The sequence below is a fragment of the Salidesulfovibrio onnuriiensis genome, from assembly GCF_008001235.1.
Taxonomy (GTDB): Bacteria; Desulfobacterota; Desulfovibrionia; order Desulfovibrionales; family Desulfovibrionaceae; genus Pseudodesulfovibrio; species Pseudodesulfovibrio onnuriiensis.
Genome location: NZ_CP040751.1, coordinates 3,198,652 through 3,219,142 on the forward strand (window position 1 = coordinate 3,198,652; position 20,491 = coordinate 3,219,142).

21 protein-coding genes and 1 tRNA gene are annotated in these 20,491 nt (G+C 61.7%); 9 read left to right on the top strand and 13 right to left on the bottom strand.

Going from position 1 to position 20,491, the window contains the following annotated elements:
* Positions 1-5 precede the first annotated feature (5 nt).
* Both FGL65_RS14595 and FGL65_RS14600 read left to right on the top strand, forming a co-directional pair.
* On the top strand, positions 6-1,721 hold the full coding sequence (locus FGL65_RS14595; protein WP_147822007.1) for an HAL/PAL/TAL family ammonia-lyase: 1,716 nt from the start codon (positions 6-8) through the stop codon (positions 1,719-1,721).
* A 71-nt stretch (positions 1,722-1,792) separates the two neighbouring features.
* Positions 1,793-1,879, top strand: a tRNA-Leu gene (locus tag FGL65_RS14600).
* Between the two features lie 84 nt (positions 1,880-1,963).
* Here the strand turns inward: FGL65_RS14600 and FGL65_RS14605 are convergent.
* From FGL65_RS14605 to FGL65_RS14625, 5 genes are all read right to left on the bottom strand, one after another.
* On the bottom strand, positions 1,964-2,719 hold the full coding sequence (locus FGL65_RS14605) for a YkgJ family cysteine cluster protein (RefSeq protein ID WP_147822008.1): 756 nt from the start codon (positions 2,717-2,719) through the stop codon (positions 1,964-1,966).
* Entirely contained in the window at positions 2,713-2,985 is a 273-nt protein-coding gene (locus tag FGL65_RS14610) for a ubiquitin family protein (protein WP_147822009.1), read from the bottom strand. Before FGL65_RS14610 ends, FGL65_RS14605 begins: the two co-directional genes overlap by 7 nt.
* Before the next feature lie 10 nt (positions 2,986-2,995).
* Positions 2,996-3,562 (bottom strand): GNAT family N-acetyltransferase, encoded by a 567-nt coding sequence (locus FGL65_RS14615; protein WP_187170400.1) that lies wholly within the window; start codon positions 3,560-3,562, stop codon positions 2,996-2,998.
* A gap of 266 nt (positions 3,563-3,828) precedes the next feature.
* Positions 3,829-4,065, bottom strand: a complete 237-nt coding sequence (locus FGL65_RS14620; protein ID WP_147822011.1) for a hypothetical protein — start codon at positions 4,063-4,065, stop codon at positions 3,829-3,831.
* A gap of 286 nt (positions 4,066-4,351) precedes the next feature.
* Positions 4,352-5,761, bottom strand: a complete 1,410-nt coding sequence (locus tag FGL65_RS14625; RefSeq protein ID WP_147822012.1) for a sigma-54 dependent transcriptional regulator — start codon at positions 5,759-5,761, stop codon at positions 4,352-4,354.
* Between the two features lie 280 nt (positions 5,762-6,041).
* On the opposite strand from FGL65_RS14625, the gene FGL65_RS14635 reads away from it, so the two are divergent.
* The gene (locus FGL65_RS14635) at positions 6,042-6,863 is read left to right on the top strand and encodes a nitroreductase family protein (RefSeq protein ID WP_147822014.1); all 822 of its coding nucleotides are present in this window, start codon (positions 6,042-6,044) and stop codon (positions 6,861-6,863) included.
* Between the two features lie 58 nt (positions 6,864-6,921).
* Here FGL65_RS14635 and FGL65_RS14640 read toward each other — a convergent pair whose 3' ends face one another.
* From FGL65_RS14640 to FGL65_RS14670, 7 genes are all read right to left on the bottom strand, one after another.
* Positions 6,922-7,467 (bottom strand): GNAT family N-acetyltransferase, encoded by a 546-nt coding sequence (locus FGL65_RS14640; RefSeq protein ID WP_147822015.1) that lies wholly within the window; start codon positions 7,465-7,467, stop codon positions 6,922-6,924.
* A complete protein-coding gene (locus FGL65_RS14645; protein WP_147822016.1) occupies positions 7,448-8,458 on the bottom strand; it encodes a D-alanine--D-alanine ligase family protein in 1,011 nt (336 codons plus the stop codon). Before FGL65_RS14645 ends, FGL65_RS14640 begins: the two co-directional genes overlap by 20 nt.
* Positions 8,455-9,462 (bottom strand): D-alanine--D-alanine ligase family protein, encoded by a 1,008-nt coding sequence (locus tag FGL65_RS14650; RefSeq protein ID WP_250645505.1) that lies wholly within the window; start codon positions 9,460-9,462, stop codon positions 8,455-8,457. The genes FGL65_RS14645 and FGL65_RS14650 overlap by 4 nt, the downstream gene beginning before the upstream one ends.
* The gene (locus FGL65_RS14655) at positions 9,459-10,700 is read right to left on the bottom strand and encodes a KamA family radical SAM protein (RefSeq protein ID WP_147822017.1); all 1,242 of its coding nucleotides are present in this window, start codon (positions 10,698-10,700) and stop codon (positions 9,459-9,461) included. Before FGL65_RS14655 ends, FGL65_RS14650 begins: the two co-directional genes overlap by 4 nt.
* Before the next feature lie 24 nt (positions 10,701-10,724).
* Entirely contained in the window at positions 10,725-11,063 is a 339-nt protein-coding gene (locus FGL65_RS14660; protein ID WP_147822018.1) for a hypothetical protein, read from the bottom strand.
* Positions 11,064-11,065: 2 nt separating this feature from the next.
* Positions 11,066-11,350: a hypothetical protein gene (locus FGL65_RS14665; protein WP_147822019.1), complete on the bottom strand. Its 285-nt coding sequence runs from the start codon at positions 11,348-11,350 to the stop codon at positions 11,066-11,068.
* 375 nt (positions 11,351-11,725) lie between these two features.
* Positions 11,726-13,207, bottom strand: coding sequence for a hypothetical protein (locus FGL65_RS14670; protein WP_147822020.1), 1,482 nt, complete (start codon positions 13,205-13,207; stop codon positions 11,726-11,728).
* A 257-nt stretch (positions 13,208-13,464) separates the two neighbouring features.
* On the opposite strand from FGL65_RS14670, the gene FGL65_RS14675 reads away from it, so the two are divergent.
* The 5 genes from FGL65_RS14675 (at position 13,465) to FGL65_RS14690 (ending at position 18,881) form a co-directional block, all read left to right on the top strand.
* Positions 13,465-14,262: a class I SAM-dependent methyltransferase gene (locus FGL65_RS14675; RefSeq protein ID WP_147822021.1), complete on the top strand. Its 798-nt coding sequence runs from the start codon at positions 13,465-13,467 to the stop codon at positions 14,260-14,262.
* Between the two features lie 145 nt (positions 14,263-14,407).
* Entirely contained in the window at positions 14,408-15,706 is a 1,299-nt protein-coding gene (locus tag FGL65_RS14680; protein WP_147822022.1) for an ATP-binding protein, read from the top strand.
* Positions 15,699-16,811 carry a pyridoxal phosphate-dependent aminotransferase gene (locus tag FGL65_RS14685; RefSeq protein WP_147822023.1) on the top strand — a complete coding sequence of 371 codons (1,113 nt, stop codon included), beginning with the start codon at positions 15,699-15,701 and terminating at the stop codon, positions 16,809-16,811. Before FGL65_RS14680 ends, FGL65_RS14685 begins: the two co-directional genes overlap by 8 nt.
* A 10-nt stretch (positions 16,812-16,821) precedes the next feature.
* On the top strand, positions 16,822-17,853 hold the full coding sequence (locus FGL65_RS18290) for a GNAT family N-acetyltransferase (RefSeq protein ID WP_187170401.1): 1,032 nt from the start codon (positions 16,822-16,824) through the stop codon (positions 17,851-17,853).
* A gap of 2 nt (positions 17,854-17,855) precedes the next feature.
* On the top strand, positions 17,856-18,881 hold the full coding sequence (locus tag FGL65_RS14690; protein ID WP_187170402.1) for a glycoside hydrolase family 191 protein: 1,026 nt from the start codon (positions 17,856-17,858) through the stop codon (positions 18,879-18,881).
* Here FGL65_RS14690 and FGL65_RS14695 read toward each other — a convergent pair.
* Positions 18,878-19,426, bottom strand: a complete 549-nt coding sequence (locus tag FGL65_RS14695) for a cysteine hydrolase family protein (RefSeq protein ID WP_147822025.1) — start codon at positions 19,424-19,426, stop codon at positions 18,878-18,880. The genes FGL65_RS14690 and FGL65_RS14695 overlap by 4 nt on opposite strands.
* 99 nt (positions 19,427-19,525) lie before the next feature.
* On the opposite strand from FGL65_RS14695, the gene FGL65_RS14700 reads away from it, so the two are divergent.
* Positions 19,526-20,491 carry a GlxA family transcriptional regulator gene (locus FGL65_RS14700; protein WP_187170403.1) on the top strand — a complete coding sequence of 322 codons (966 nt, stop codon included), beginning with the start codon at positions 19,526-19,528 and terminating at the stop codon, positions 20,489-20,491.

Consider the following 20,491-nt stretch of genomic DNA (forward strand, 5'->3'; position numbering starts at 1 on the left):
TTTGCATGGTCACCATAGACAGCACGCAACAACTCACCCTCGACAGGATCATGGCCGTGGCCCATGGCGAAACCGTGGAACTGGCCCCGGCCACGCGCCAGATGCTGGCCGAACGCCGCGCCCAGATCGAGGAATACGTCACCTCGCAGGATATCCCGGCCTACGGCTTCAACCGGGGCTTCGGCCACAATGTGGACATCTCGGTGCGCGAGGAACTGCTCTCCGAGCTACAGAAAAACCTGATCCTCTCCCATGCGGTGGGCGCGGGCGAGCCCATGGCCGAGCCCGTGGTGCGCATCGCCATGCTCCTGCGCGCCAATTCCCTTTCCCGCGGCTACAGCGGCGTGCGCCCGGTGCTGGTGGAACGGCTCATAGACCTGCTCAACCACCGCATCACCCCGGTGGTGCCCGAGCTGGGATCCGTGGGAGCCTCCGGCGACCTGGCCCCGCTCTCGCACATGGCCATGGCCCTCATGGGCGAAGGCGAAGTCCTTTACATGGACCGGCGCATGACGGCGGCGGAGGCCCTGGAAACGGCCGGGCTGAAACCCGTCGAGCTGGAGATGAAGGAAGGCCTGGCCCTGAACAACGGGGTCCAGTACATGAACGCCCTCGGGCTCATGGCCTGCTCCCAGCTCACGGTGCTGCTCAAGACCGCCGCCGTGAACACGGCCCTGGTGGCCCAGGTCATGCTTGCGCCGGACACCTATTTCCGCCCGGATTTCCATGTGGTGCGGCCCCACCCGGGCGCGCGCACCGTGGCCGACTGGATCTGGCGGGTCATGCAGGATTCCCCGATCCGCAATTCGCACAAGGACCACAAGACCGACGGACAGGTGCAGGACCCGTACAACATCCGCTGCGCGGCCCAGGTGCTGGGCTCCTGCCACGACCTCATTTCCCAGGCGCGCGCCGCGCTGCTCGTCGAGGCGAACAGTGCCACGGACAACCCCATCCTGCTGCCCGGCGAGGACGGCAGATACACGGACATCGTCTCGGGCGGCCATTTCCACGGCATGCCCGTGGCCGTGCAAGTCTACAACCTCATGCAGGCCCTTTCCATCATGTCCAGCCTGGCCCACATGCGTTCGGTGCGCTTCGTGGACCCCGTGCGCAACAAGGGCCTGGGCCGCGACCTCAAGTGGCCGCTGCTGGCAGCGGACGACAAGTCCATCTCCAGCGGCATGATGATGCTCGAATACACCAGCGCGTCGCTGACCAACGACATCTGGGGCCAGTGCATGCCCAGCCACCTGTTCAACATCTCCACCAACTCGGGGCAGGAGGATCACGTGAGCATGGGCACCGGCCTGGCCGTGCGGCTCCTGAAAACCCTGCCCAAGGCCGCCCACGTGCTGGCCATCGAGCTGGCCTACATCAACCAGGCCATCAGCATCCGCAAGCGGTTGGAAACCATCCCCACCGAGGCCGAACTGCCCGACTGGGTCGGCCATGAACTGGGCGCCCTGAAGCAGCGCATGAACGGGCACGGGGAAGGCGTGGTCTTCGACGCCAGCGTCACCCGCCAGCATCCCCTGAGCGAAGAGGAGAAAAAACTCAGCCCGGTTTCCGAGAAGCTCTTCGAGACCATTGCCGAGCGCAATCTCTTCCCGGTGGTGCGCCAGGACCGCTTCATGGCCGACGACATCCGCAACCTCGCGGAATTCGTAAGCGACGGTGGCGTCTGCGACACGATTGAGTCAATGATTCCGCTCGATTGAAGAAAATGAAAAAAAGTCGAAAAAAGGCTTGCCAAGCGCGAGGTCGAAATATATAAATCCTTCTCCTGAATGCCGAAGTGGTGGAATTGGTAGACACGCTAGGTTCAGGGTCTAGTGGGGGTTCCCCCGTGGAAGTTCGAGTCTTCTCTTCGGCACCATGAAAGTAAAAAGGCTGAGGTTTTCACCTCAGCCTTTTCTTTTGCCTTTTAAAAACATGGGCTGCAGCCCTGCCTCCCCTTCTATCACCGACGCCCGAAAAAGGGCTCCTTGCAAAGCCAGCCAGACACGCACTCCTCGATGCCGTATTCCAGCATGAGCACCAGGGCGTTGGCCAGCCGCAGAAAGCCCACCTCGCGCCCCTGCTCCCGCGCACCGCGCAGCAGGCCGTTCTGGACGGCCTCGGCCAGGGTGCGAGGCCATTCGTAGCTCTCGATCATGGTCATGGGACCTTGGGCGTTGCTGTCCGCACACTGCCCGGCGTCGACACTGTTCCACCCCCGGCAGACCAAAGGACGGGCCGAATGCGCCCCGCAGGTTCCGTTCATAAGCAGGGGACAGGGAAGCTCATGGCGGATCTCGCCCATCTGCTCCACGGAAAGCCCCCTGATGCGGGACGCCATGGTCTGCGCCCGCCGTCCCAAGGCGGCAAGCTCCGCCTCGTTCCAGTGCGCAAGCAGATACAGACCCAACAGGACGGCCTCCGGCTGGGAAAGGGAAACCGGGTTGTAGCAACAGTGAATACAGCCGCGCTTGCAGGCTATGGGCGGTGAAAACTCTTGCGAATCAAGGGCCTCGTCGAACCATCGGTTTGCGCGGGCCACGGATTGGGCCACGTCGCCCGGGGAGGGATCCCCATTCAGGGTCCGCGCCATATCCTCCTGACACCGGGCGCCGACAAGGGAAAAACAACCCATGGGATCATCGGCGAGCTCGGGATGCGACGGCTGCACTTCCTCACCCGGCTCCCGGACGCCGCGCCCGGAAACGGCGGCTACCACCTGTCCTCGTCCATGTAGTTCCAGTCCTCGTCCTCAAGGGTATAGTCACGGACCATGATACGCATCTCGTCCTCGTCTTCCCTGATAAGCCCCTTGGCGGTGACCCACCGGTCCACATGGTCGAACAGCTTGCGTCCGGTCTTGTCGGGTTCCACAATGAACTCGTCCTCGCCGTCCACAAGAATGATCAGCCCCACGACATCGTCTTCGTTCCAGTCCATCGGCAGGATCTGGCCAAAAATGGTTTCGGGATACGCATCGGACATGGTTCCTCCCCTATTGCCCACTGTTTTCATTATACTCATCCCCGCCGACATGCTTGCAGTAGGCAACATTGCCTTCCTCGGGGATAAACTGTTTGCAGAAACGCGATTCAATGCTGAAATCGTTCATCTCGTAAAAGGCACGCGCCCCCTCGAACGCGTTGCCGCACCCGGTCTCCAGGTAAATGCTCTGCCCTTCGGCAGCCCGGACCCGGTCTTCCATTTCCAGAAGCAGGGCCGTTCCGACACCCTGCCCCCGGTAGTTTTCGTCAACGACGATGAAATAAAGCTCCCAGTTGCCGTCCCAGCGTGGAATCCGCCCGAAGCAGATGAACCCGACAGGACGGTCGGCCCCGTTGTCGTCGACCCGGGCCTGGATGATGCAGTTGGAACCCTCGGCTCCCTGGAAGGCGCACTCCCAGGCCAGTTCCTCCGCGGTGGTCAGCTCGTCGGAACCGAACACGCCCGCCTCGGACGTCATGTCTAGAACGTAATGGACATCACCCGGACCGAGGCCCTGAACGATGTGGAACAAGGAGCCGCCGGCATTGCCGGAACCATACACGGTACTGTCAGTCATGATGCACCCACCATGGGTAAAAAAAGGATGCAGGACGGCATGGGACTCCAACAGCCGCATGCCGTCCCTTCCCCCGAACGGAGGTCATAGCTGTTCCGGGCCTCAGGGAAAGCCGCGCAGGGGGAAGGCTCGGCGCTCCCCGGGCGATCGGCCCGGCTTCCAGGATCAAAATGTTGTTTACCCAAGGCGCTGCCGGACTCGCACAGCCCGCGTAACACCTGTCCCAGGGATAAAAACGCTGCCATTTTCTTCTCGCTTGGTTCCCGTCAGTGCGCCTTGACGCGCTGAACCAGGATCTCTTCCCGGCTGCCCGAGTGCCGGACAACCCCGGTGACCGATGCCTGCTTGCCGACCAGATCGAAAAGAATCGGGTGGCTGTCCAGATTCACAACCCGAATATCCCGCTCTCCGTCGCAGGCAATGAGCACCTCGCAGACGCAGAACTGGTCGTCCCAGGCCTCCGGTACGACAAATCCGGTAATTGTTTCAGAAACCTTTGGCATTGGTGAATTCCGTTGAGTCCTTTCCTTTCACGAAAACCTTTGCGTCCAGGAGCACGGCACGTGCCAAATTAGTATACTACTGAGATAATTGATATTTTTTTACAATGAGCTACGCCAACAAGAACTACAAGTTCCTAATGCGACTCATGCAATGGGTGAAACAGTGGAAAAAGAGGGAAGGGAAGGGAATAATCTCAAGATAATAGCGAATAAACACAGATAGCCATGAATATCCGCGTACAAAAGGGGCAAAGAACTTATTGTTCCGATGCGATCAAAACAGGAATTAATAGTTCCTGTTTTTGAACGTAAACTGCCTGCGCCTGAGTCCGTGCCTGTTCATGAGCTTGTTGAGCTGACGGGTGGTGATCCCGGCCCGCAAGGCCGCATCCTTGATGACCCCGCCGCACTGCTCCAGCACGCTGGCCAGGTACTGGGACTCGAAGTTGTCGATGGCGATCTGCCGGGCCTCCTTGAGGCTGAGGCTTGTCTTGACCGGCGAGGTAACCACCGTCCCCAGGCTGTCGAACAGCTCCACCGGGAAGTTGGAGGGCTGCAGGATGTTGCCCGTCTCCAGGATGCAGGCGCGCTCGATGATGTTCTCAAGCTCGCGGACATTGCCCGGCCAGGAATAGGCCTGGAAGGCGTCGAGCACCTCGGGGTGGATTCCCTTGATGTCCTTGTTCAGCAGGCCGTTGAGCCGCTTGATGAAGGACTCCGCCAGCTTGAGGATATCCTCAATGCGTTCCCGCAAGGGAGGAATGCGGATGGGGAAGACGTTCAGGCGATAGAAAAGATCCTTGCGGAACAGGCCGTTGTCGCTGAGCCCGCCCAGGTCTTCGTTGGTGGCTGCAATGATGCGCACGTCCACCGGGATGTCGGCCTCGCCGCCCACCCGCTGGAACAGGCGCTCCTGAATGACGTTGAGCAGCCGGACCTGAACCGACTGGGAAACCGTACCGATCTCGTCCAGAAAGATGGTGCCTTCGTGGGCCAGCTCGAACTTGCCCAGCTTGCGGCGCACGGCTCCGGTGAACGCGCCCTTTTCGTGGCCGAAGAGTTCGCTTTCCACCAGGGTGTCGGGGATGGCCCCGCAATGAACGCTGATGAACGGGCCGTCCTGCCGGTTGCTGTTGTTGTGGATCAGCTTGGCGATGAGGCTTTTGCCTGTTCCGGTTTCCCCGGTCAGCAGCACGGTGGTCCGGGTGCCCGCCACCTGATGGATCTTGTTCAGGACTTCGCGCATGGACTTGCTCCGGGTGCCCGCGAACTCCATGCTCTCGTCGTATTGCAGGTGGTCGCGCAGGAAATCCAGCTCGGACTGGAGCATGTCCGCCTCCCGGACCTTGTCCACCATGAGGTCCAGCTTTTCCTTGCCGATGGGATGAGTCAGGTAGTCGAAGGCCCCCGCCTTGACCGCATCCACGGCAAACGAGGTATGCTTATCGTCGGTCATGACCACGATGGAGGCGGAAGGATACTGCTCCCAGAGCGTCTCAAGGGCCTCTCCGGCCGAGGCATTGGCCCCGCGCAGCGATTCCGCGTCGATGAACAGCGTATCCACCTCGTTGTCCGCGGGGACGTTCCCGCCCGCATCGGGAACGGACTGGGCCAGAACTTCCTTCTTTTCCCCAAGGAGCTTCTCGATCCGTTCGGATTTGCTGTTGTCGCGGGTGATGACCAGAATCTTTCTCATGCAAAGGCCTCCTGGTCCGTTTTTTACTGCCAGTTTCACGGGAAGACAATGGATATCAGCATGAAATGCCGGTGGATTTCATTCGAAAAAATTGCCGCCAAAAACATCGCCCTGGCCCACGTGAAATCAACAAACGGCCAGCAAAGACGCAACCTTCCGAAATCACTGAATTCATACCGAGATGAAACCCAAGAACCAAAAGGTGCCTGCTTTTGTTTTCCGCTACGTGTGCTATTGAGAATGGCTTGAACCATACCCACGACAACCCAGGAGAATAGAGATGTTGAATTTCATGGTGGATACCGAGAAGTGCACCCAGTGCGGAGAATGTGCCCGGGACTGTGTCTTCGGCGTCATCACGATGGACGGGTTCCCTTCCATCAACGCGGAAAGAGCGGGAATGTGCTGCCGCTGCCAGCATTGCCTGGCCGTGTGCAAACCCGGAGCCATCAGCATTCTCGGCAAGAACCCTGCCGATAGCGTGCCGCTCTCGCGCAATTTGCCCGCCCCCGAACAGATGGAGGCGCTGATCCTGGGCCGCCGTTCCATCCGAAGATACAAAAAGGAAAACGTCGACCCGAAGCTCATCCGCCACCTGCTGGAACTGACGACCCACGCCCCCACCGCCGTGAATCAGCAGTTGACCCGGCTCACGGTGGTGGACAACCGCGAAGCCATGGACAGGCTGCGCGAACGGACCGCCGAAGCAGCGGACAAGGCCATCCGGGAGGGACGAATCCCCCAGGGAATGGAACGCATCGCAAGCTTCATTCAGGGAGGCGGGGACGGCGAGGACGTGATCTTCCGCAATGCGCCGCACCTGCTGGTGGCCTCGGCCCCCAAGGACGCACTGGCCCCCGCAGCGGATTGCCATATCGCCCTGAGCTATTTCGAGCTGCTGGCCAACAGCCATGGGATCGGCACGGTCTGGGACGGCATCGCCCGGTCGGTCATGGACGTCATTGCGCCCGAAATTCGAGAACTGCTGGGAATACCGGCCGACCATCTCGTTGTCGCGGCCATGGTCTTCGGGAAACCCGCAGTGAAATACCACCGGTCCGTGCAGCACTCCACGGACAACATTCACCGGGCCTCCCTGTAACCGGCACAAGAAAAAGGCCCGGAAGAGAATTTCCGGGCCCTCATGGATTCAGGCTGTCTCAGCCCCGCGCGGGCTGAAGCTCCTTGGCGAAATGCACGCAGTCCTCGCCCGGGGCGTAATAGTCCTTCAACCTGCCCTCTTCGATGTACCCGGTGCTCCAGTAGAAATTCCTGGTGGGCTCGTACAGGGGCCGGGAGGAAGTCTCCAGAAAGAGCTTGCGCCCCTGCCGCGCGGCAACCCGTTCCTCGACCTTGCGCAGAATCTGCGTACCGTATCCCTGCCCCTGGCACAGGCGGTCCACCACGATCCAATAGAGATGGTAGCTGCCCTCGGTGCAGGCAATGGGCCCGTAGCAGGCGAATCCGGCCGGGGACCGATTCTCCCCGTCATGCGAAAAGGCCAGCAGAAACATGTACCCGCTCGACTCCCCACCTGTGATGGCGGCCCAGGCCAGCTCTTCCACCACGTTGACCTCATCCTCGGAAAGAAATCCCGTACCCGCAGTGATGGCGCACAGGCTCCTGACGTCCTCCATGCGGACTTCATCCAAAAACCGCAGCGTGCACCCCACTGTATGGGCAGGCTCAGCTTCCTGCTTTTTCATACCTGTTCAAGGCTCCTTCAATGATTGCCTGAATGATGTCGGCGTCCTCCCATCCGTAATGGCGGGAGGTGGCAATGAATCCCGCGTCTTCGGAAAGACAGGGGTTGGCATTGACGTCGATGACGTATTCCCGGCCCTGGGCGTCGGTCCTGAAATCGATGCGGGCATAGCCCCGCAGGCCCAGTGCGCTCCAACAATTGTTCGCCGTGTGCTGCAGCCGGTGCGCCAGGTAAGGGTCCTCCCCGGCGAAATCGAAGCTCCGCACGGACGCAAGATCCTCGTCCGAGCCCTGCACCCACTTGGCGGAATAGCCCACGATCTTGGTGGGCAGGTCCTTGCGGAAAACGATCTCCGCCGCTCCCAGGGAAACGGCCTTCCGGACCGGATACTCCACCAGGGCCACACTGAATTCGCGGCCATCGATGAACCGCTCCGCAATGCAGGAACTCCCGGTTTTTTCCCGGAAATCCCGCATGGACGAAAGCAGCGCTTCCCTTTCCTCTGCCCGAAGCACCGCAGTGTCGTCCAGGCCGACGGATGCGTGCTCGCTGCGGCTCTTGATGATATACATCCCCGGCCCCTGGAACGCCCCGTTCTCCACCTCGGCCAGCCCGGCTCCCCACGGGGTGGGCAACCCCACCGCGTTCAGCCGTTTCTTGACCGACAGCTTGTCGCAGGTCAGGCTCAGCACGGCGCTGTCCGACCCGGTAAAGGGCAGGCCGCCCTTCTGGAAAAGCACCGGCGCGATGCCGGCCAGGGCGTCCGAGCCCAGCATGCTTTCCACCAGGTTGAAGACCACGTCGGGCCGGATGGATTCCAAGGCGCCGCAGGCCTCGGCCAGGTTGTCCCCCAGCTCCACCTCCACCACGCTCCAGTCCAGCTGCCTCAGGATGCGGGCCACGAATTCGGACTGGGCCAGCACGTCAAGGTCATCCGCCGATGCGCCCGGATCGAGTCGGGTGCGCACGATAGCCACGGTCTTCCTGGTCATGCGACTCTCCAGGGTTCGGTATCGCCCTTGGGCAGGCGAGCCGCCGCAGACCGGAAAATGGCGCCAATCAGTTCCTCGTACCGGTGCCCCGCCTGCCGCCACAGGATGGGGAGGTCGGAGCTTTCCGGATTGAGTCCGGGTAGGGGGTTGACCTCGATGAAGGTGGGCATACCCTCCCTGTCCAGGCGCACGTCTATGCGTCCGCCGTCCAGACATCCCAGCCCCTTCCAGGCCCGAAGCGCCAGCCTGGCCGAACTCATGGCGGCGAAATCGTCCACCAGCTCGTAGCGAACGCGCTTTTTCCAATCCTGCTTGTTTTCGTAGGTGTAGGCGGACGCATCTCCCTTTTCCGTGGCCAACACTTCCAGCACCCCGGCGATGCGCGCTTCGTCGCCGCTGCCCAGGATGCCCACGGTAAATTCCCGGCCGGGGAGGAACGTCTCCACCAGCACCGGCTGCCGGAACCGGGCCAGCAGGTCGCCGCAGGTGGCCCGCAGCTCGTCATGGTTCCGGGTCAGGGAACGGCTGCTGATGCCCTTGCTCGTGCCTTCGGCCACGGGCTTGGCGAACAGGGGAAAGCCGAGGCCGACCTCCTCCACATCCTCCAGGCTGCGCACCACGGTAAAGTCCGCCGTGGCCAGCCCCAGGGAACGGACAACGGCGTTGGTGAACCCCTTGTTCAGGGTCAGGGCCATGAGGTCCGGCCCGGAAAAGGTATAGGGAATGTCGTAGGCGTCCAGCAGGGCCGGGACCTGGGCTTCTCGTCCCAGGCCCCTGCGCCCCTCGGCTATGTTGAAGACCATGTCCCAAGTCTCTCCGTCCGCCAGGCGTGAGGTAAGGGCGGCGATATTGCCGATTCGGACCACTTTGTGTCCCAGTCCCTCAAGCGCTTTGCGGATGCCTTCGACAGTCACCTCCGAGTCGAACTCGGCGGCTTCCTCGGGAGACATCCCCAGCTTGAGGTAATCGTCCTTGAGATCATAGGTCATGCCGATCTTCATCATGAAACCCTCGCACCGCGGCATTCCTCTTCCGCCGCGGCATCGGAGTCCGGATACCCGAAAACCCCGCCTTCATAGTTCTTGAGCAGGATGAAATTATCATCCCTGCCCACCACGCTCTCGGGAAGCAGCGGAATCTTTCCGCCGCCGCCGGGGGCGTCGATGACGTAGCTGGGCACCGCATACCCGGAGGTATGGCCGCGCAGCCCGGCTATGATTTCCAGCCCCTTTTCCACCCTGGTCCGGAAATGCCCGGAACCGGGGATGGGGTCGCACTGGTAGAGGTAATAGGGCTTGACCCGCACGCGCAGCAGTCCCTGCATGAGCCGCTTCATGGTCTGCACGTCGTCGTTGACCCCCTTGAGCAGCACGGTCTGGCTGCCCAGCGGGATGCCCGCGTCCGCCAGGGCCGCACAGGCCGCGGCGGTCTCCCCGGTCAGCTCGTCCGGGTGCGCGAAATGCAGGCTCATGAACAGCGGATGGTGCTTGCGCAGCATGGCCGTCAGCTCCGGGGTGATGCGCTGGGGCAGGACCGCCGGGACCTTGGTGCCGATGCGGACCATCTCCACATGCGGGATGCGTCGCAGCTCCGTGAGCAGCCAGTCGAGCTTGTCGTCCGGCAGGGTCAGTGGATCGCCGCCCGAAAGCAGGACGTCCCGGACCTCCTCGCGCTCCCGGATATAGGCGATGGCCCGCCGCCATTCCCGTTTGGAATGGGGATGCCTCTTCTGCCCCACCAGCCGGGAGCGCGTGCAGTAGCGGCAATAGGTGGAGCAGTAGTCCGTCACCAGAAACAGGACCCTGTCCGGATAGCGGTGCACCAGGCCCGGCACCGCCGTGTGGCCTTCCTCTCCGAGGGGGTCGTCCGCCTCGTGGAGGGACCGTATAAATTCATTCACCGTGGGTTCTATGCAGCGCCGGACTCCGTCGGAGACGGCCGTCGCCGCAACGCCGAGGTAGTACGGGGTGGCCGCCACGGGAAGCCCCTTGCCCAGGGGCAGCGTATGCGCGAGCGCGGTTCCGAACACATGTTCCATTTCGTCCGCATCCTTGATGCGGTGGGCTATCTGCCAGCGCCAGTCGTTCCATTTCTCGTCCGAAACCAGCGGATAATAACGGCTTCGGAACTCGGCAATCGTGGCGCATCCGCCTCCCGGCCCCTGCACGGCCCCGCGTTTTTCGTGCGAGACCGGCAAAAGGTCGGGGGGCTCCTGTTCTTCGTTGGTTACGACATCAAGCATGATTACCTCCTCATGCAAATAGCGTTAGTAGCCATCGTCGGCGGAAGGGATTTCCTCCTGGTCTTCCGCCCCCATGGCTTCCTCTATGACGACCATGTCCCCGACCTGGATGGCGGGTTGGTCTTCCATCATGAAATAGTTGCCGCGCACTTCGGTCATGAGCCCGGAGTAGTTGGGATCATCCATACCCACGAGCCGGTAGGTCCTGTTGCCGTCGTCAAGGTAGAAGCCGTCCTGCTCCTCGAAAACGAAGCCGGTCACCACAATGGGTTCATCCTCGGACGGGGAATTCCCCGCATGCACGGTTCCGGCAAAAAGCAGCAACACGGCCAGGGCCAGGATGATGTTGTTCAGGGACTTCATGACTACTCCTTGTGCGATCGATGGTTTGCATCTTCATCTTCAAGCCGGCACCACTTCACGGTGACAGCCTTTCTCATTGGATCCACAGGGCCGGCAATGCGCACCCGCTTTTGCAGCAGGGCAAGCAGGTCGGGCCGTTCCTCGAGATTCGCAATGGCAATGTCCTTTTCGCCGTTGCAGGCGAGGGAAATCTTCGAAACATGGAAATCGCCATCCCATCCGCTGGGGATGAGAACGCCGACAAAGGTCTCCCAGTTCGGCTCCTGCCTGTAATCTGCCCTTTCCATGTCTTTCTCCCTCGTCTATATTTGGCGCGCGAAAGCATTTCGAATGCCAACTTTATAATATATTGAAATAATTAAATAAATTTTAAGAAAAGTCGCCATAATAGGAATAAATAATTCCGTTTTGCAAATATCAGCAAACCACAGGCTGTTTCATGCCATTAACGCAGTAGCAAAACACAACATAACCATATGAAAAGAAAAGAATAAACTAAGATAGGAACTTTTTGTTCCGAAAAGAACTGAAAAGAACTGAAAATTCTTATCGGAGCAAAAGAGGGGAGAGAAAAAACAAACTATCTAGGGAAATATCTATCGCCGAGAACAAAGCAGCCCCGGCCTTTCGGACGGGGCTTTTTCGCAACAAACATCCAAACCCTACTGTGCCGGGACAGCTCCCAGCGGGGTCCCGATGTCCACCACCCAGTAATCCACGCTTTTTCCGTCGAACTGCACGGAGTTGACCAACGGGCCGCTGCCAAAACGGTCGCTGTAGGGCACGCCGTAGACCGTGTTGCCCGACAGGTCGTAAATCACGTTTGCATATACATTATAATAGGGATGCTCGGGTTGGATCCTGGAAAACGCCTGCATGGGTTTCAAGCTCCACCACATCTTGCTGGGCATGTCCTTGAGGCATGTCCCCCCCACAGCGTAGTCGCTGTCGAGGAAGCCCCCGAGAATACCGGTGGTGATTTCCCCCACGATCATGTCCAGCGTGGTGTCGTAGGCGCCCAGATCCGCGAGAGACTTATCCCTCTTGTCCGGGTCCTTCCATGTGTTCTGCGTGAATTTCCTAAACTTGTCCCACCCCGTTCCGCCGAAGGAAACGGCCGCGTTCCGGACCTGGCCGTAGATCGCGGCATTGAAGGCTTTCACGTCCTCCGCAGAAATGGTGACGGTCGCATCCGGCCATGCCCCCCTGGCAGGAGGCGCGGGGTTGCCCTTCCTGGCGGCTCCCAGGACCTGCACGGTGATCTTGCCCGACGCGACAATACTGCCGTCGGGTTTTGCCGTGGCCTTCAAGTCGCATCCGAACTGGTACGTCGGAACATTGTCGGGCGCGGCAAAACTGAATCCATTGGCGTTCTGTATGGTCGTCACCTGCCGGGCAGCGCGGACCGATTGCATATAGGGAACCATCGAAGGCCAGGGGTTGGCGGTCTCCCCGGTGAAATTGCTCGGCCCGAGAAAACGGACAATATCGCCCAACGAATTCCTGACCACGGCCCCGGGCGCATACCTGCACGCGGCGTTCAGGGCCGTCGCTATCGTGGCCGTGGTATTGGAGCCGAACCCGGTATGCTGCAACATTTCCACCGCGCCGCCGGGCGTCCCGTGATAGCTCGTCAGATTCAAGGGGGCCGTGTAATAGTTGATCGCCGTCAGATCGCCCTGATCGCCCGCATTGCCGGTCATGGTCAGTTCGAAGGGCTGGAAGCGCAGCCCGGAAACCATGTGCGCCGGAGCGGCCGTCCTGGGGTTGCCGCTTGGATCATCAAAAAACAGGTAAAGCAGGGCCCCCTTGGAATACTCGACATTCAGGCCGTTCACCCCGATATCCAAGAGCCGGACCGGGACCGACATCATCACCTCGGTGCCGTTCTCCGAAAAATCAATGGACTTTCCGCCGTAGGAGGCCTTGAAACTGGAATCCGTGCCGTTGTGGGGATCCTGCACCTGGAGCCAGACCTCGGGGATATCGTCGTTGCTGTTGTTGAAATACACCGTGAACGCATCCGCGTCCGACGTCGTGCACGCACCGCACAGCCCAACAAGGACCATGAGCACCAGACCCGGAAACCAGGCCCGGATGCAAACCGGGAAAGACATGGGGCCCGCCTGAAAACAATTGCGCATAAAAAAACTCCTGCCTTGGGATTCACACATCAACCGGGCATTGGCGGAACCGCAAGGCCTGCCGCCCGAAACGCCTGAGCCGCCGCCCTTTCCCGGGCCTGCAGAACGCGGCGTGCGGGAGGGCAAACCCACCCTATGCGCAACCAGGCGGCCGCCCCAGTGCCAACATGTTTCCCGCAGGCGACAACTTGCCAAGGCTCGCCCTATGCCATACAAAACCGTAGCGTTATAGAACCATTACATAAACGAGGTCTTGCATGAGCAACGCCATTTCCTATGCCGAGCCCGTGGAAGTCGATTCCCCGGACAACTGCTTCTGGTACCACACCATGGACCTGCCCGGGCACGGCCTCGTCGAAGGGGCCTGGGATTTCCGGGGCCAGGACGAATTCTTCTTCTCCAACACGAAGTTTGCGGGCAAACGGGTGCTGGAGATCGGACCGGCCACGGGCGCGCTCGGCTTCCGCATGGAAGCGCTGGGAGCCGAAGTGACCTCGGTGGAGCTGCCCTCGGGCAACAACTGGGACGTGGTGCCCCTGGCCGCGGCCAATCCGGTGCGGGTGTTTGCCGGGCGCGAAACCAACATGCGCCGGGTCAAGCGCTCCTACTGGCTCTCCCACCGGGCGCTGGGCTCGAAAAACAGGGTCATCTCCTGCTCGGCCTACGACACCCCGCATGAGTCCGGCCCCTACGACATCGCCTATTTCGCCTCGGTGCTCACCCACATGCAGAACCCCTTCCAGGCCCTGCGGCACAACCTGGACATGACCACCGAGCGGGTCATCATCGTGGAGCAATACCACCCGGACTGGACGCCCGAGACCCCGGGCGCGAACATCACCTTCCAGCCCGACTGCCGGAATCCGGATTTCTACGACACATGGTGGACGTTCACGCCCACGGCGCTGGTGAAGATGGTCGGGGTCCTCGGCTTTGAAAAGGTGGTGCTTGTCCTGCACGAACAGCTCTGCGGCAAGGACCAAACCCCGGTGCCTCTGGCCACCATCATCGCGGACCGCACCCGCCCGCCCTTCAAGGCCATTCAGGAAAATTAGCGAAACACACAAGCCCCGGCCCAGCCGGGGCTTGTGTGTTTCCGCCGACCAGTTGCTAATGGATTATCCGGGCTCCCTGTGCTATTGATTCGGCACGAGAATCTTCAGCATTACGCGAACAATCCCAAACAAATACGGACAGTTCATGCCAGAACAAGCAAACAGTGTTTCCCTGAGGCTCCCCGCGGACCCGTCCATGATCCCGGTGGCCCAGCGGGCGGCCGAAACCAGCGCCAAGGCCTTCGGGCTGGAGGCGGGCAAGGCCCTGCGGCTGACCATGGCCGTGGAAGAGATCGTGGCCTACCTCGCGTCCCTGGCCAACGAGGAGCGCATCGGCCTGGACATCCTGCCCCGCAGCGACCATGTGACCACCCGTTTTTCCTTCCGGGCTGCCGACGCAGACCTGCACGCCCTGAATCTCACCTCCCGGGGCGACCTCTCCTCGGACGAGGCCATGCAGACCATGGGCCTGCTCCTGGCCTCGCGCATGACCGACGATTTCGAGATCCACCGCGAGGGGCGCGAACTGCGGCTCAGCCTGCGCATGAACCGCGCCTACCCGGCCGTCGAGCCCGAGGTTGCAAGCCGGTTCGACGCCAAGGGAGCGGTCACGGTGACCGAGGAATCGGAACCGGCCCAGATCAAGCGGGCCTGCTCCCTGGCCCTGGCCCTGTACCAACCCCACGAGCTACCCCTGGCCTTCCGCACCCCCGGCAAGGTGGTGGACACCACCCTGGGCGGGGACATGCACACGGCCCTGGCTCTGGACGAGAGCGGCGCGGTCTGCGGCATGATCTGCTGGGAAAGCCGCTCGGAAAAGAGCGTCTCCTTTGACGGCCCCTACGTCTTTGCCACGCAGCGCGAGGAAACCGCCCGCCTGCTGGTGGACCACCTTGTCAACGCCGTGGCCCGCACCTCCACCCTGGGCCTGTTCGGGCTGCGCAACACCGAGGACCTGCCCGAGGGGGACTTCGAAATGCTGGCCACCCTGCCCATGATCGGCCTGGACAAGGCCACGCGGGAAATCCCCATCTGGTTCCGCCACCTGCGCGAGGACAACGGCATGGTGGTCTGGGCGCCGGAGTCGCTCACGGAATTCCTGGAACAGGCCTACGACGAGTTGGTGCTCATGCGCGACATCCAGCCCACGAACGCCATGGGCGAGCACGTCTCGGGCCGCTCGGTCTTCGCGGTGAAGCTGAACAAGGAATCGGGACAGGCCACGCTGCGGCCCATGCTGGCCGGCGCGGACAGCGCCGAAAACATCCGGCAGCACGTGCAGGTGCTCAAACAGGAAGGATGCGAAAACATCATCGTGCACCTCGACCTGGGCTCGGGCTGGCAGGCGGCCCTGGCCGACGCCCTGCTGGAGAACGGCTTCCAACCCAGGCTGGTTCTGCCCTATGCGGGCCAATCCGACGTGGCGGTGTTCGCCCATGTCTAGCCTGCCTCTCGAACGGCTCGTCCCGGCCCATGTGCAGGGTTTCGAGGCCTACTACCCCAGCAAGCCCGACCCGGAGCTCATGCGCCTGTTCAAGGTGGACCACCTGCACCGGCTGAACAACAACGAAAACGCCATGGGCCCGCCGCCCGAGGCCGGGCGCATCGTGGACGGGTTCCCGCCCAGGCAGGTTCCGGTCTATCCCAACGGCGACTGCTACTACCTGCGCCACCAACTGGCGGAAAAATTCGGCAAGACCCCGGATCAGTTCCTGGTGGGCAATGGCTCCTGCGAGGTGATCACCAGCGTGATCAAGGCCTTTTGCGAGGAAGGCGACAACATCATCACCGCGGACAAGACCTTTGCGGTCTACGAATGGGTGGCCGAGTTCTCCGGATTCGAAGCCCGGCTCATCCCGCTCAGGAACTACGGGGTCGACCCGGACGCCATGCTCGAGGCCATTGACGAGCGCACCAAGATCCTGTTCGTGTGCAATCCCAACAACCCCACGGGCACATACTGGGACACGGCCACCATGACCCGCTTCCTGGACGGGGTGGGCGGCGAGCGCATCGTGGTCATCGACGAAGCCTATTTCGAATACGTGGAAAAGGACGACTACCCGGATGCCATGCGGCTCATGGAGCGCTACCCCAACGTCATCGCCTTCCGCACCTTTTCCAAGATGTACGCCCTGGCCGCCCTGCGCATCGGCTACCTGTGCGGCGCGCCCGAGGTGGTGGACATTGTCCGGCGCACCCACATCGTCTATTCCGTGAATACCCTGGCCCAGGCCGCGGCCTCGGCCGCCCTGGAGGACGACACCGGCTTCATCCGGGCCACGCGCGACATGGTGGCCGAGGGCAAGGAGCTGCTCTCCGGGCTGTTCGACGACATGGGCCTGGAGCACGTCCACGGCGAAGGCAACTACATGATGGTCCATGTGCCCATGTCCGACACCCTGCTCTACCGCAAGCTGATGAAAAAGGGCGTCATGGTCCGCACCATGACCGGGTTCCGGTTCCCCAACTGGATCCGCGTCAGCCTGGTGCAGCGGCCGGTCATGGAGGCCTTTTGCCAGGCCTTCCGCGAAGTACTGCAAAAATAACGAGGACAGAATGAGCAGAGAGGAATACATCCGCAGGCTGGAGAAAACGCCGTACACCATCGAGCACGGGCAGAAGGCGGTCATCGACCTGTTCCGGCCCGAGGACGCCCTGGGCGTGGCCCGCTGCTACCACTCCATCTGGGCGGACGCCTTTCCCGTGGACTATGTCTACGACCCGGAACAGATCATCCGGCAGAACGAGGGGGACAACCATTTCACGGCCGTGGCCCGGACCGAGTCCGGCGACATCGTCGGCCTCGGCGGCATGTTCCGCACCGCCCCCAACCCGGGCATCTATGAGCTCGGCCAGCTCATGGTGCTCAAGGAGTACCGGCACACGCGCATCGGGTTCAAGCTCAACGATTTTCTCATGTCCACCCTGCCGGAAAAATACGGCATGGAATGCATTTTCGGCCAGCCCGTGACCACCCACCTGTTCACCCAGAAACTGGGCGTGCGCTACAAGACCACGGAATGCGGCATGGAGATCGACGTCATGCCCGCCGAGGCCTTCGAGCACGAGGGCGGCGGCGCGCACCGCGTCACCCTGGTGGACGTGCTGCGGGTGGACAAGCCCAGGCGAAACACGGCCTACCTGCCCGAGGCGTACAGGGATTTCATCACCAGCCGTCACGCCCTGCTGGGCGTGCAACGTGACCTGGGCGATCCTTCGGGACCGTCCGGGGACGAAACCGAAAGCGCCTTTTCCGACTTCCGGGACTCCAGGGTGGCCCGCCTCGTGGTCAGCGCTGTGGGCAGGGACTTCGAGTCCGTGCTCCAAAATGCCGAGCGGGAAACCCCGGAAAGCCTCATGCAGGTGCACCTCAACCTGGGCGACCCGGCCGCACCCGGAACCGTGGAGCTGCTCAGAGAGCGGGGATACTTCCTGGGCGGCCTGCTGCCGCAATGGTTCGAAACCGACGGGTTCATCATGCAGAAACTTCCCTGGAAGCCGGATTTCGGGGTCGTCAACCTGCACACGGACGAGGCCAAGGCCATGCTGGAACTCATCCGCAGGGATTGGGAAAGGACACAGGAATAGCCATGCACCGGTGTGCCTGTCTTTTCCTGCTCGCCCTGCTGGCGCTTCCAGGCGCGGCCCAGGCCGGCCCCATGTCCAAACGGCTGGCGCAGGTGAAGACATGGATGTACCTGATCCAGGACCTGGACATGAATGATTCGGTTCAAGCCCTGGCCGACTCCCCCTATGAACTGCTGGTCATCGAACCCGGCCACAATTTCAGCGACGGCCCTTACGAGACGGAAAGGATCGTCCGGCGGCTGCGAACCGCTCCCGACGGCGCGCGGCGCATCCTGCTGGCGTATGTGGACATCGGCCAGGCCGAAGACTACCGGGACTACTGGCAGCCCGGATGGAAAGCCCCGCAACCGGGCAAGCCGGGCACACCGGACTTCCTGGTCACGCCGGACCCGGACGGCTGGAGCGGCAATTTCACGGTGGCCTACTGGCGGCCCACTTGGAAGAAAATATGGCTGGGGAAAGACGGCATCATCACCCAACTGGCCCGCATGGGCTTCGACGGCGTCTATCTGGACTGGATCGAGGCCTATGACGATGAACACGTGATCAAGGCAGCGTCAGCGGAACAGCGCGACCCGGCCAAGGAAATGCTGACCTTCATCGAGGAGATCGGCGAGGCGGGAACCGCCGTCAACGAGAACTTCATGATCGTCGCCCAGAACGCCCCCTACCTCATCGACGCCGACCCCGAACGATACGAGGAGGCCATAGACGCCCTGGCCGTGGAGGACACCTGGTTCCACGGCGAGGCGGACGCGGACTGGGACGACCCGCACGCGGGCGACCTGCATCTGATCCACGACCAGAACCAGGACGATTACTCCACCGAAGACCGGCTGGCGCAATATCTCAAATACCAGGAACGCGGCATCCCGGTCTTTTCCGTGGACTATTGCGTTTCCGAGGAGAACGCTGCCATGGTCTACGAGCAGGCCGTGGAGGCCGGGCTCATCCCCCTGGTGACCCGCGTTTCCCTCTCGCGCATGACCGAGACGCCGCCCTTCGATTACATCCCGGCGAACAACTAGCCCGCCAGATACGTCCGTACATCCACCACCCGGGCAAAGGCATACCCCAGGGAGGCCATGAACGATTTGCGCACCATCCCGGCTGGGATCATCTCGCCTTCGAACTCCAGGTCCGGGCAGGCGCAGGCGTCGTGCACCAGGGTAACGGCGAAGCCCAGCTCCTTTGCCGCGCGCACCGTGGAGTCCACACAGTTCTGGACCATCATGCCCGCGACCACCAAGGCCCACACGCCCTGTTCCCTGAGGAACGATTCAAGCCCGGTCTGCAGGAAGCTGTTGGCGAAATGCTTGAGGATGACCTTTTCGCCTTCCACGGGCCGCACGCAGTCGTGAATCTCCATGCCCTCCGAACCGGGCAGGAAAAAGGAGGCTCCCTCGTGCACGGACTCATGCTGAATGTGGATGACCGGCATCCCCTCGCTGCGGAAACGCTCCAGCAGCCTTCGCGCGTTTTCGCCGGCTTCGGCGGCGCCCACCAGTTCCATTTTGCCGCCCGGGAAATAGTCGTTTTGCAAATCAATGATCAATAACGCCGTCTTGCTCATGGCATTCCTCCTTGTTGGTGCGGCCAGGATAGGGAAATGTCCTGTTGTCCCATAGTGTCGTATTTGACATTTTTATTGCCATATCGGACAATCGGCACCATGACCACAATCGCCCTGCTCGCCCTGGAAGGGTGTCTCTCCTCCAGCGTCTTCGGTCCCCTGGACGTCTTTGCCACGGCCAGGCGCGAGAAGAACGAGAACACCCTACGCATCCATTCCACCATTGTGGGCCGCAGCCCCGCACCGGTCACGTCCTTCAGCGGCATCCCAGTGACGCCCAGCGCCACCATCGGGGACGGCGAACAGTACGACCATGTCCTGATCCCAGCCCTGTTCGGCGGCCTGAAGCGCCACCTGGCCGACCGGCCGGTCATCGACTGGATTCGCTCCCAGCACCAGGGCGGAGCCTGCATCTGCACGGTCTGCGCCGGTTCGTTCCTGCTGGCCGAAACCGGCCTGCTTGCGGGACGCCCTGCCACCACCCACTGGGGCCTGGCCGGCGACTTCCGGAAAAGATACCCGGATGTGCTGCTGCGGGCAGACCGCATGCTCCTGGACGAGGGGGACTACATATGTTCGGGCGGGGCCACGGCCTATCTGGAGCTTTCCCTGTACCTGCTGGGCAAGCTGGGGGCGCCGGAGCTGGCCGCGGAATGCTCGCGCGTGCTGCTCATCGACGCCCGGACCAATTCCCAGACCCCGTACATGAGCACCACCTACGCCACGGACCACGGCGACCCCGAGGTGCTTGCCGTGCAGCAATACATCGAGAAACACCTGCCGGAAAAACTAAACATCGAAGAGCTGGCCCGGAAGGCCGGCATAACCGGCAGGACCCTGAACCGCCGCTTCCAAAGGGCGTTGCGCATCTCCCCCCTGGAATTCATTCAGGACCTGCGCCTGGACAAAGCCAAGAAAATGCTCGCGACAGACACCCAATGCGTTGAGCAGATCGGCTATGCCGTGGGATACGAGGACAGCGCAAGCTTCAGGCGCGTCTTCCGGAAAAAGGTGGGGCTCACTCCCGGCGAGTACCGATCGCGTTTCGCCCATTGCCGGCCATGA

Excerpts from the sequence above, each read along its gene's own strand:
- FGL65_RS14595 (WP_147822007.1), top strand. The coding sequence starts at position 6 with ATGGTCACCATAGACAGCACGCAACAACTCACCCTCGACAGGATCATG.
- FGL65_RS14620 (WP_147822011.1), bottom strand. The coding sequence starts at position 4,065 with ATGCCAAAGGTTTCTGAAACAATTACCGGATTTGTCGTACCGGAGGCC.
- FGL65_RS14665 (WP_147822019.1), bottom strand. The coding sequence starts at position 11,350 with ATGGAAAGGGCAGATTACAGGCAGGAGCCGAACTGGGAGACCTTTGTC.
- FGL65_RS14660 (WP_147822018.1), bottom strand. The coding sequence starts at position 11,063 with ATGAAGTCCCTGAACAACATCATCCTGGCCCTGGCCGTGTTGCTGCTT.
- FGL65_RS14645 (WP_147822016.1), bottom strand. The coding sequence starts at position 8,458 with ATGACCAGGAAGACCGTGGCTATCGTGCGCACCCGACTCGATCCGGGC.
- FGL65_RS18290 (WP_187170401.1), top strand. The coding sequence starts at position 16,822 with ATGAGCAGAGAGGAATACATCCGCAGGCTGGAGAAAACGCCGTACACC.
- FGL65_RS14610 (WP_147822009.1), bottom strand. The coding sequence starts at position 2,985 with ATGTCCGATGCGTATCCCGAAACCATTTTTGGCCAGATCCTGCCGATG.
- FGL65_RS14625 (WP_147822012.1), bottom strand. The coding sequence starts at position 5,761 with ATGAGAAAGATTCTGGTCATCACCCGCGACAACAGCAAATCCGAACGG.
- FGL65_RS14695 (WP_147822025.1), bottom strand. The coding sequence starts at position 19,426 with ATGAGCAAGACGGCGTTATTGATCATTGATTTGCAAAACGACTATTTC.
- FGL65_RS14635 (WP_147822014.1), top strand. The coding sequence starts at position 6,042 with ATGTTGAATTTCATGGTGGATACCGAGAAGTGCACCCAGTGCGGAGAA.
- FGL65_RS14650 (WP_250645505.1), bottom strand. The coding sequence starts at position 9,462 with ATGATGAAGATCGGCATGACCTATGATCTCAAGGACGATTACCTCAAG.
- FGL65_RS14640 (WP_147822015.1), bottom strand. The coding sequence starts at position 7,467 with ATGAAAAAGCAGGAAGCTGAGCCTGCCCATACAGTGGGGTGCACGCTG.
- FGL65_RS14675 (WP_147822021.1), top strand. The coding sequence starts at position 13,465 with ATGAGCAACGCCATTTCCTATGCCGAGCCCGTGGAAGTCGATTCCCCG.
- FGL65_RS14615 (WP_187170400.1), bottom strand. The coding sequence starts at position 3,562 with ATGACTGACAGTACCGTGTATGGTTCCGGCAATGCCGGCGGCTCCTTG.
- FGL65_RS14685 (WP_147822023.1), top strand. The coding sequence starts at position 15,699 with ATGTCTAGCCTGCCTCTCGAACGGCTCGTCCCGGCCCATGTGCAGGGT.
- FGL65_RS14700 (WP_187170403.1), top strand. The coding sequence starts at position 19,526 with ATGACCACAATCGCCCTGCTCGCCCTGGAAGGGTGTCTCTCCTCCAGC.
- FGL65_RS14670 (WP_147822020.1), bottom strand. The coding sequence starts at position 13,207 with ATGCGCAATTGTTTTCAGGCGGGCCCCATGTCTTTCCCGGTTTGCATC.
- FGL65_RS14655 (WP_147822017.1), bottom strand. The coding sequence starts at position 10,700 with ATGCTTGATGTCGTAACCAACGAAGAACAGGAGCCCCCCGACCTTTTG.
- FGL65_RS14680 (WP_147822022.1), top strand. The coding sequence starts at position 14,408 with ATGCCAGAACAAGCAAACAGTGTTTCCCTGAGGCTCCCCGCGGACCCG.
- FGL65_RS14690 (WP_187170402.1), top strand. The coding sequence starts at position 17,856 with ATGCACCGGTGTGCCTGTCTTTTCCTGCTCGCCCTGCTGGCGCTTCCA.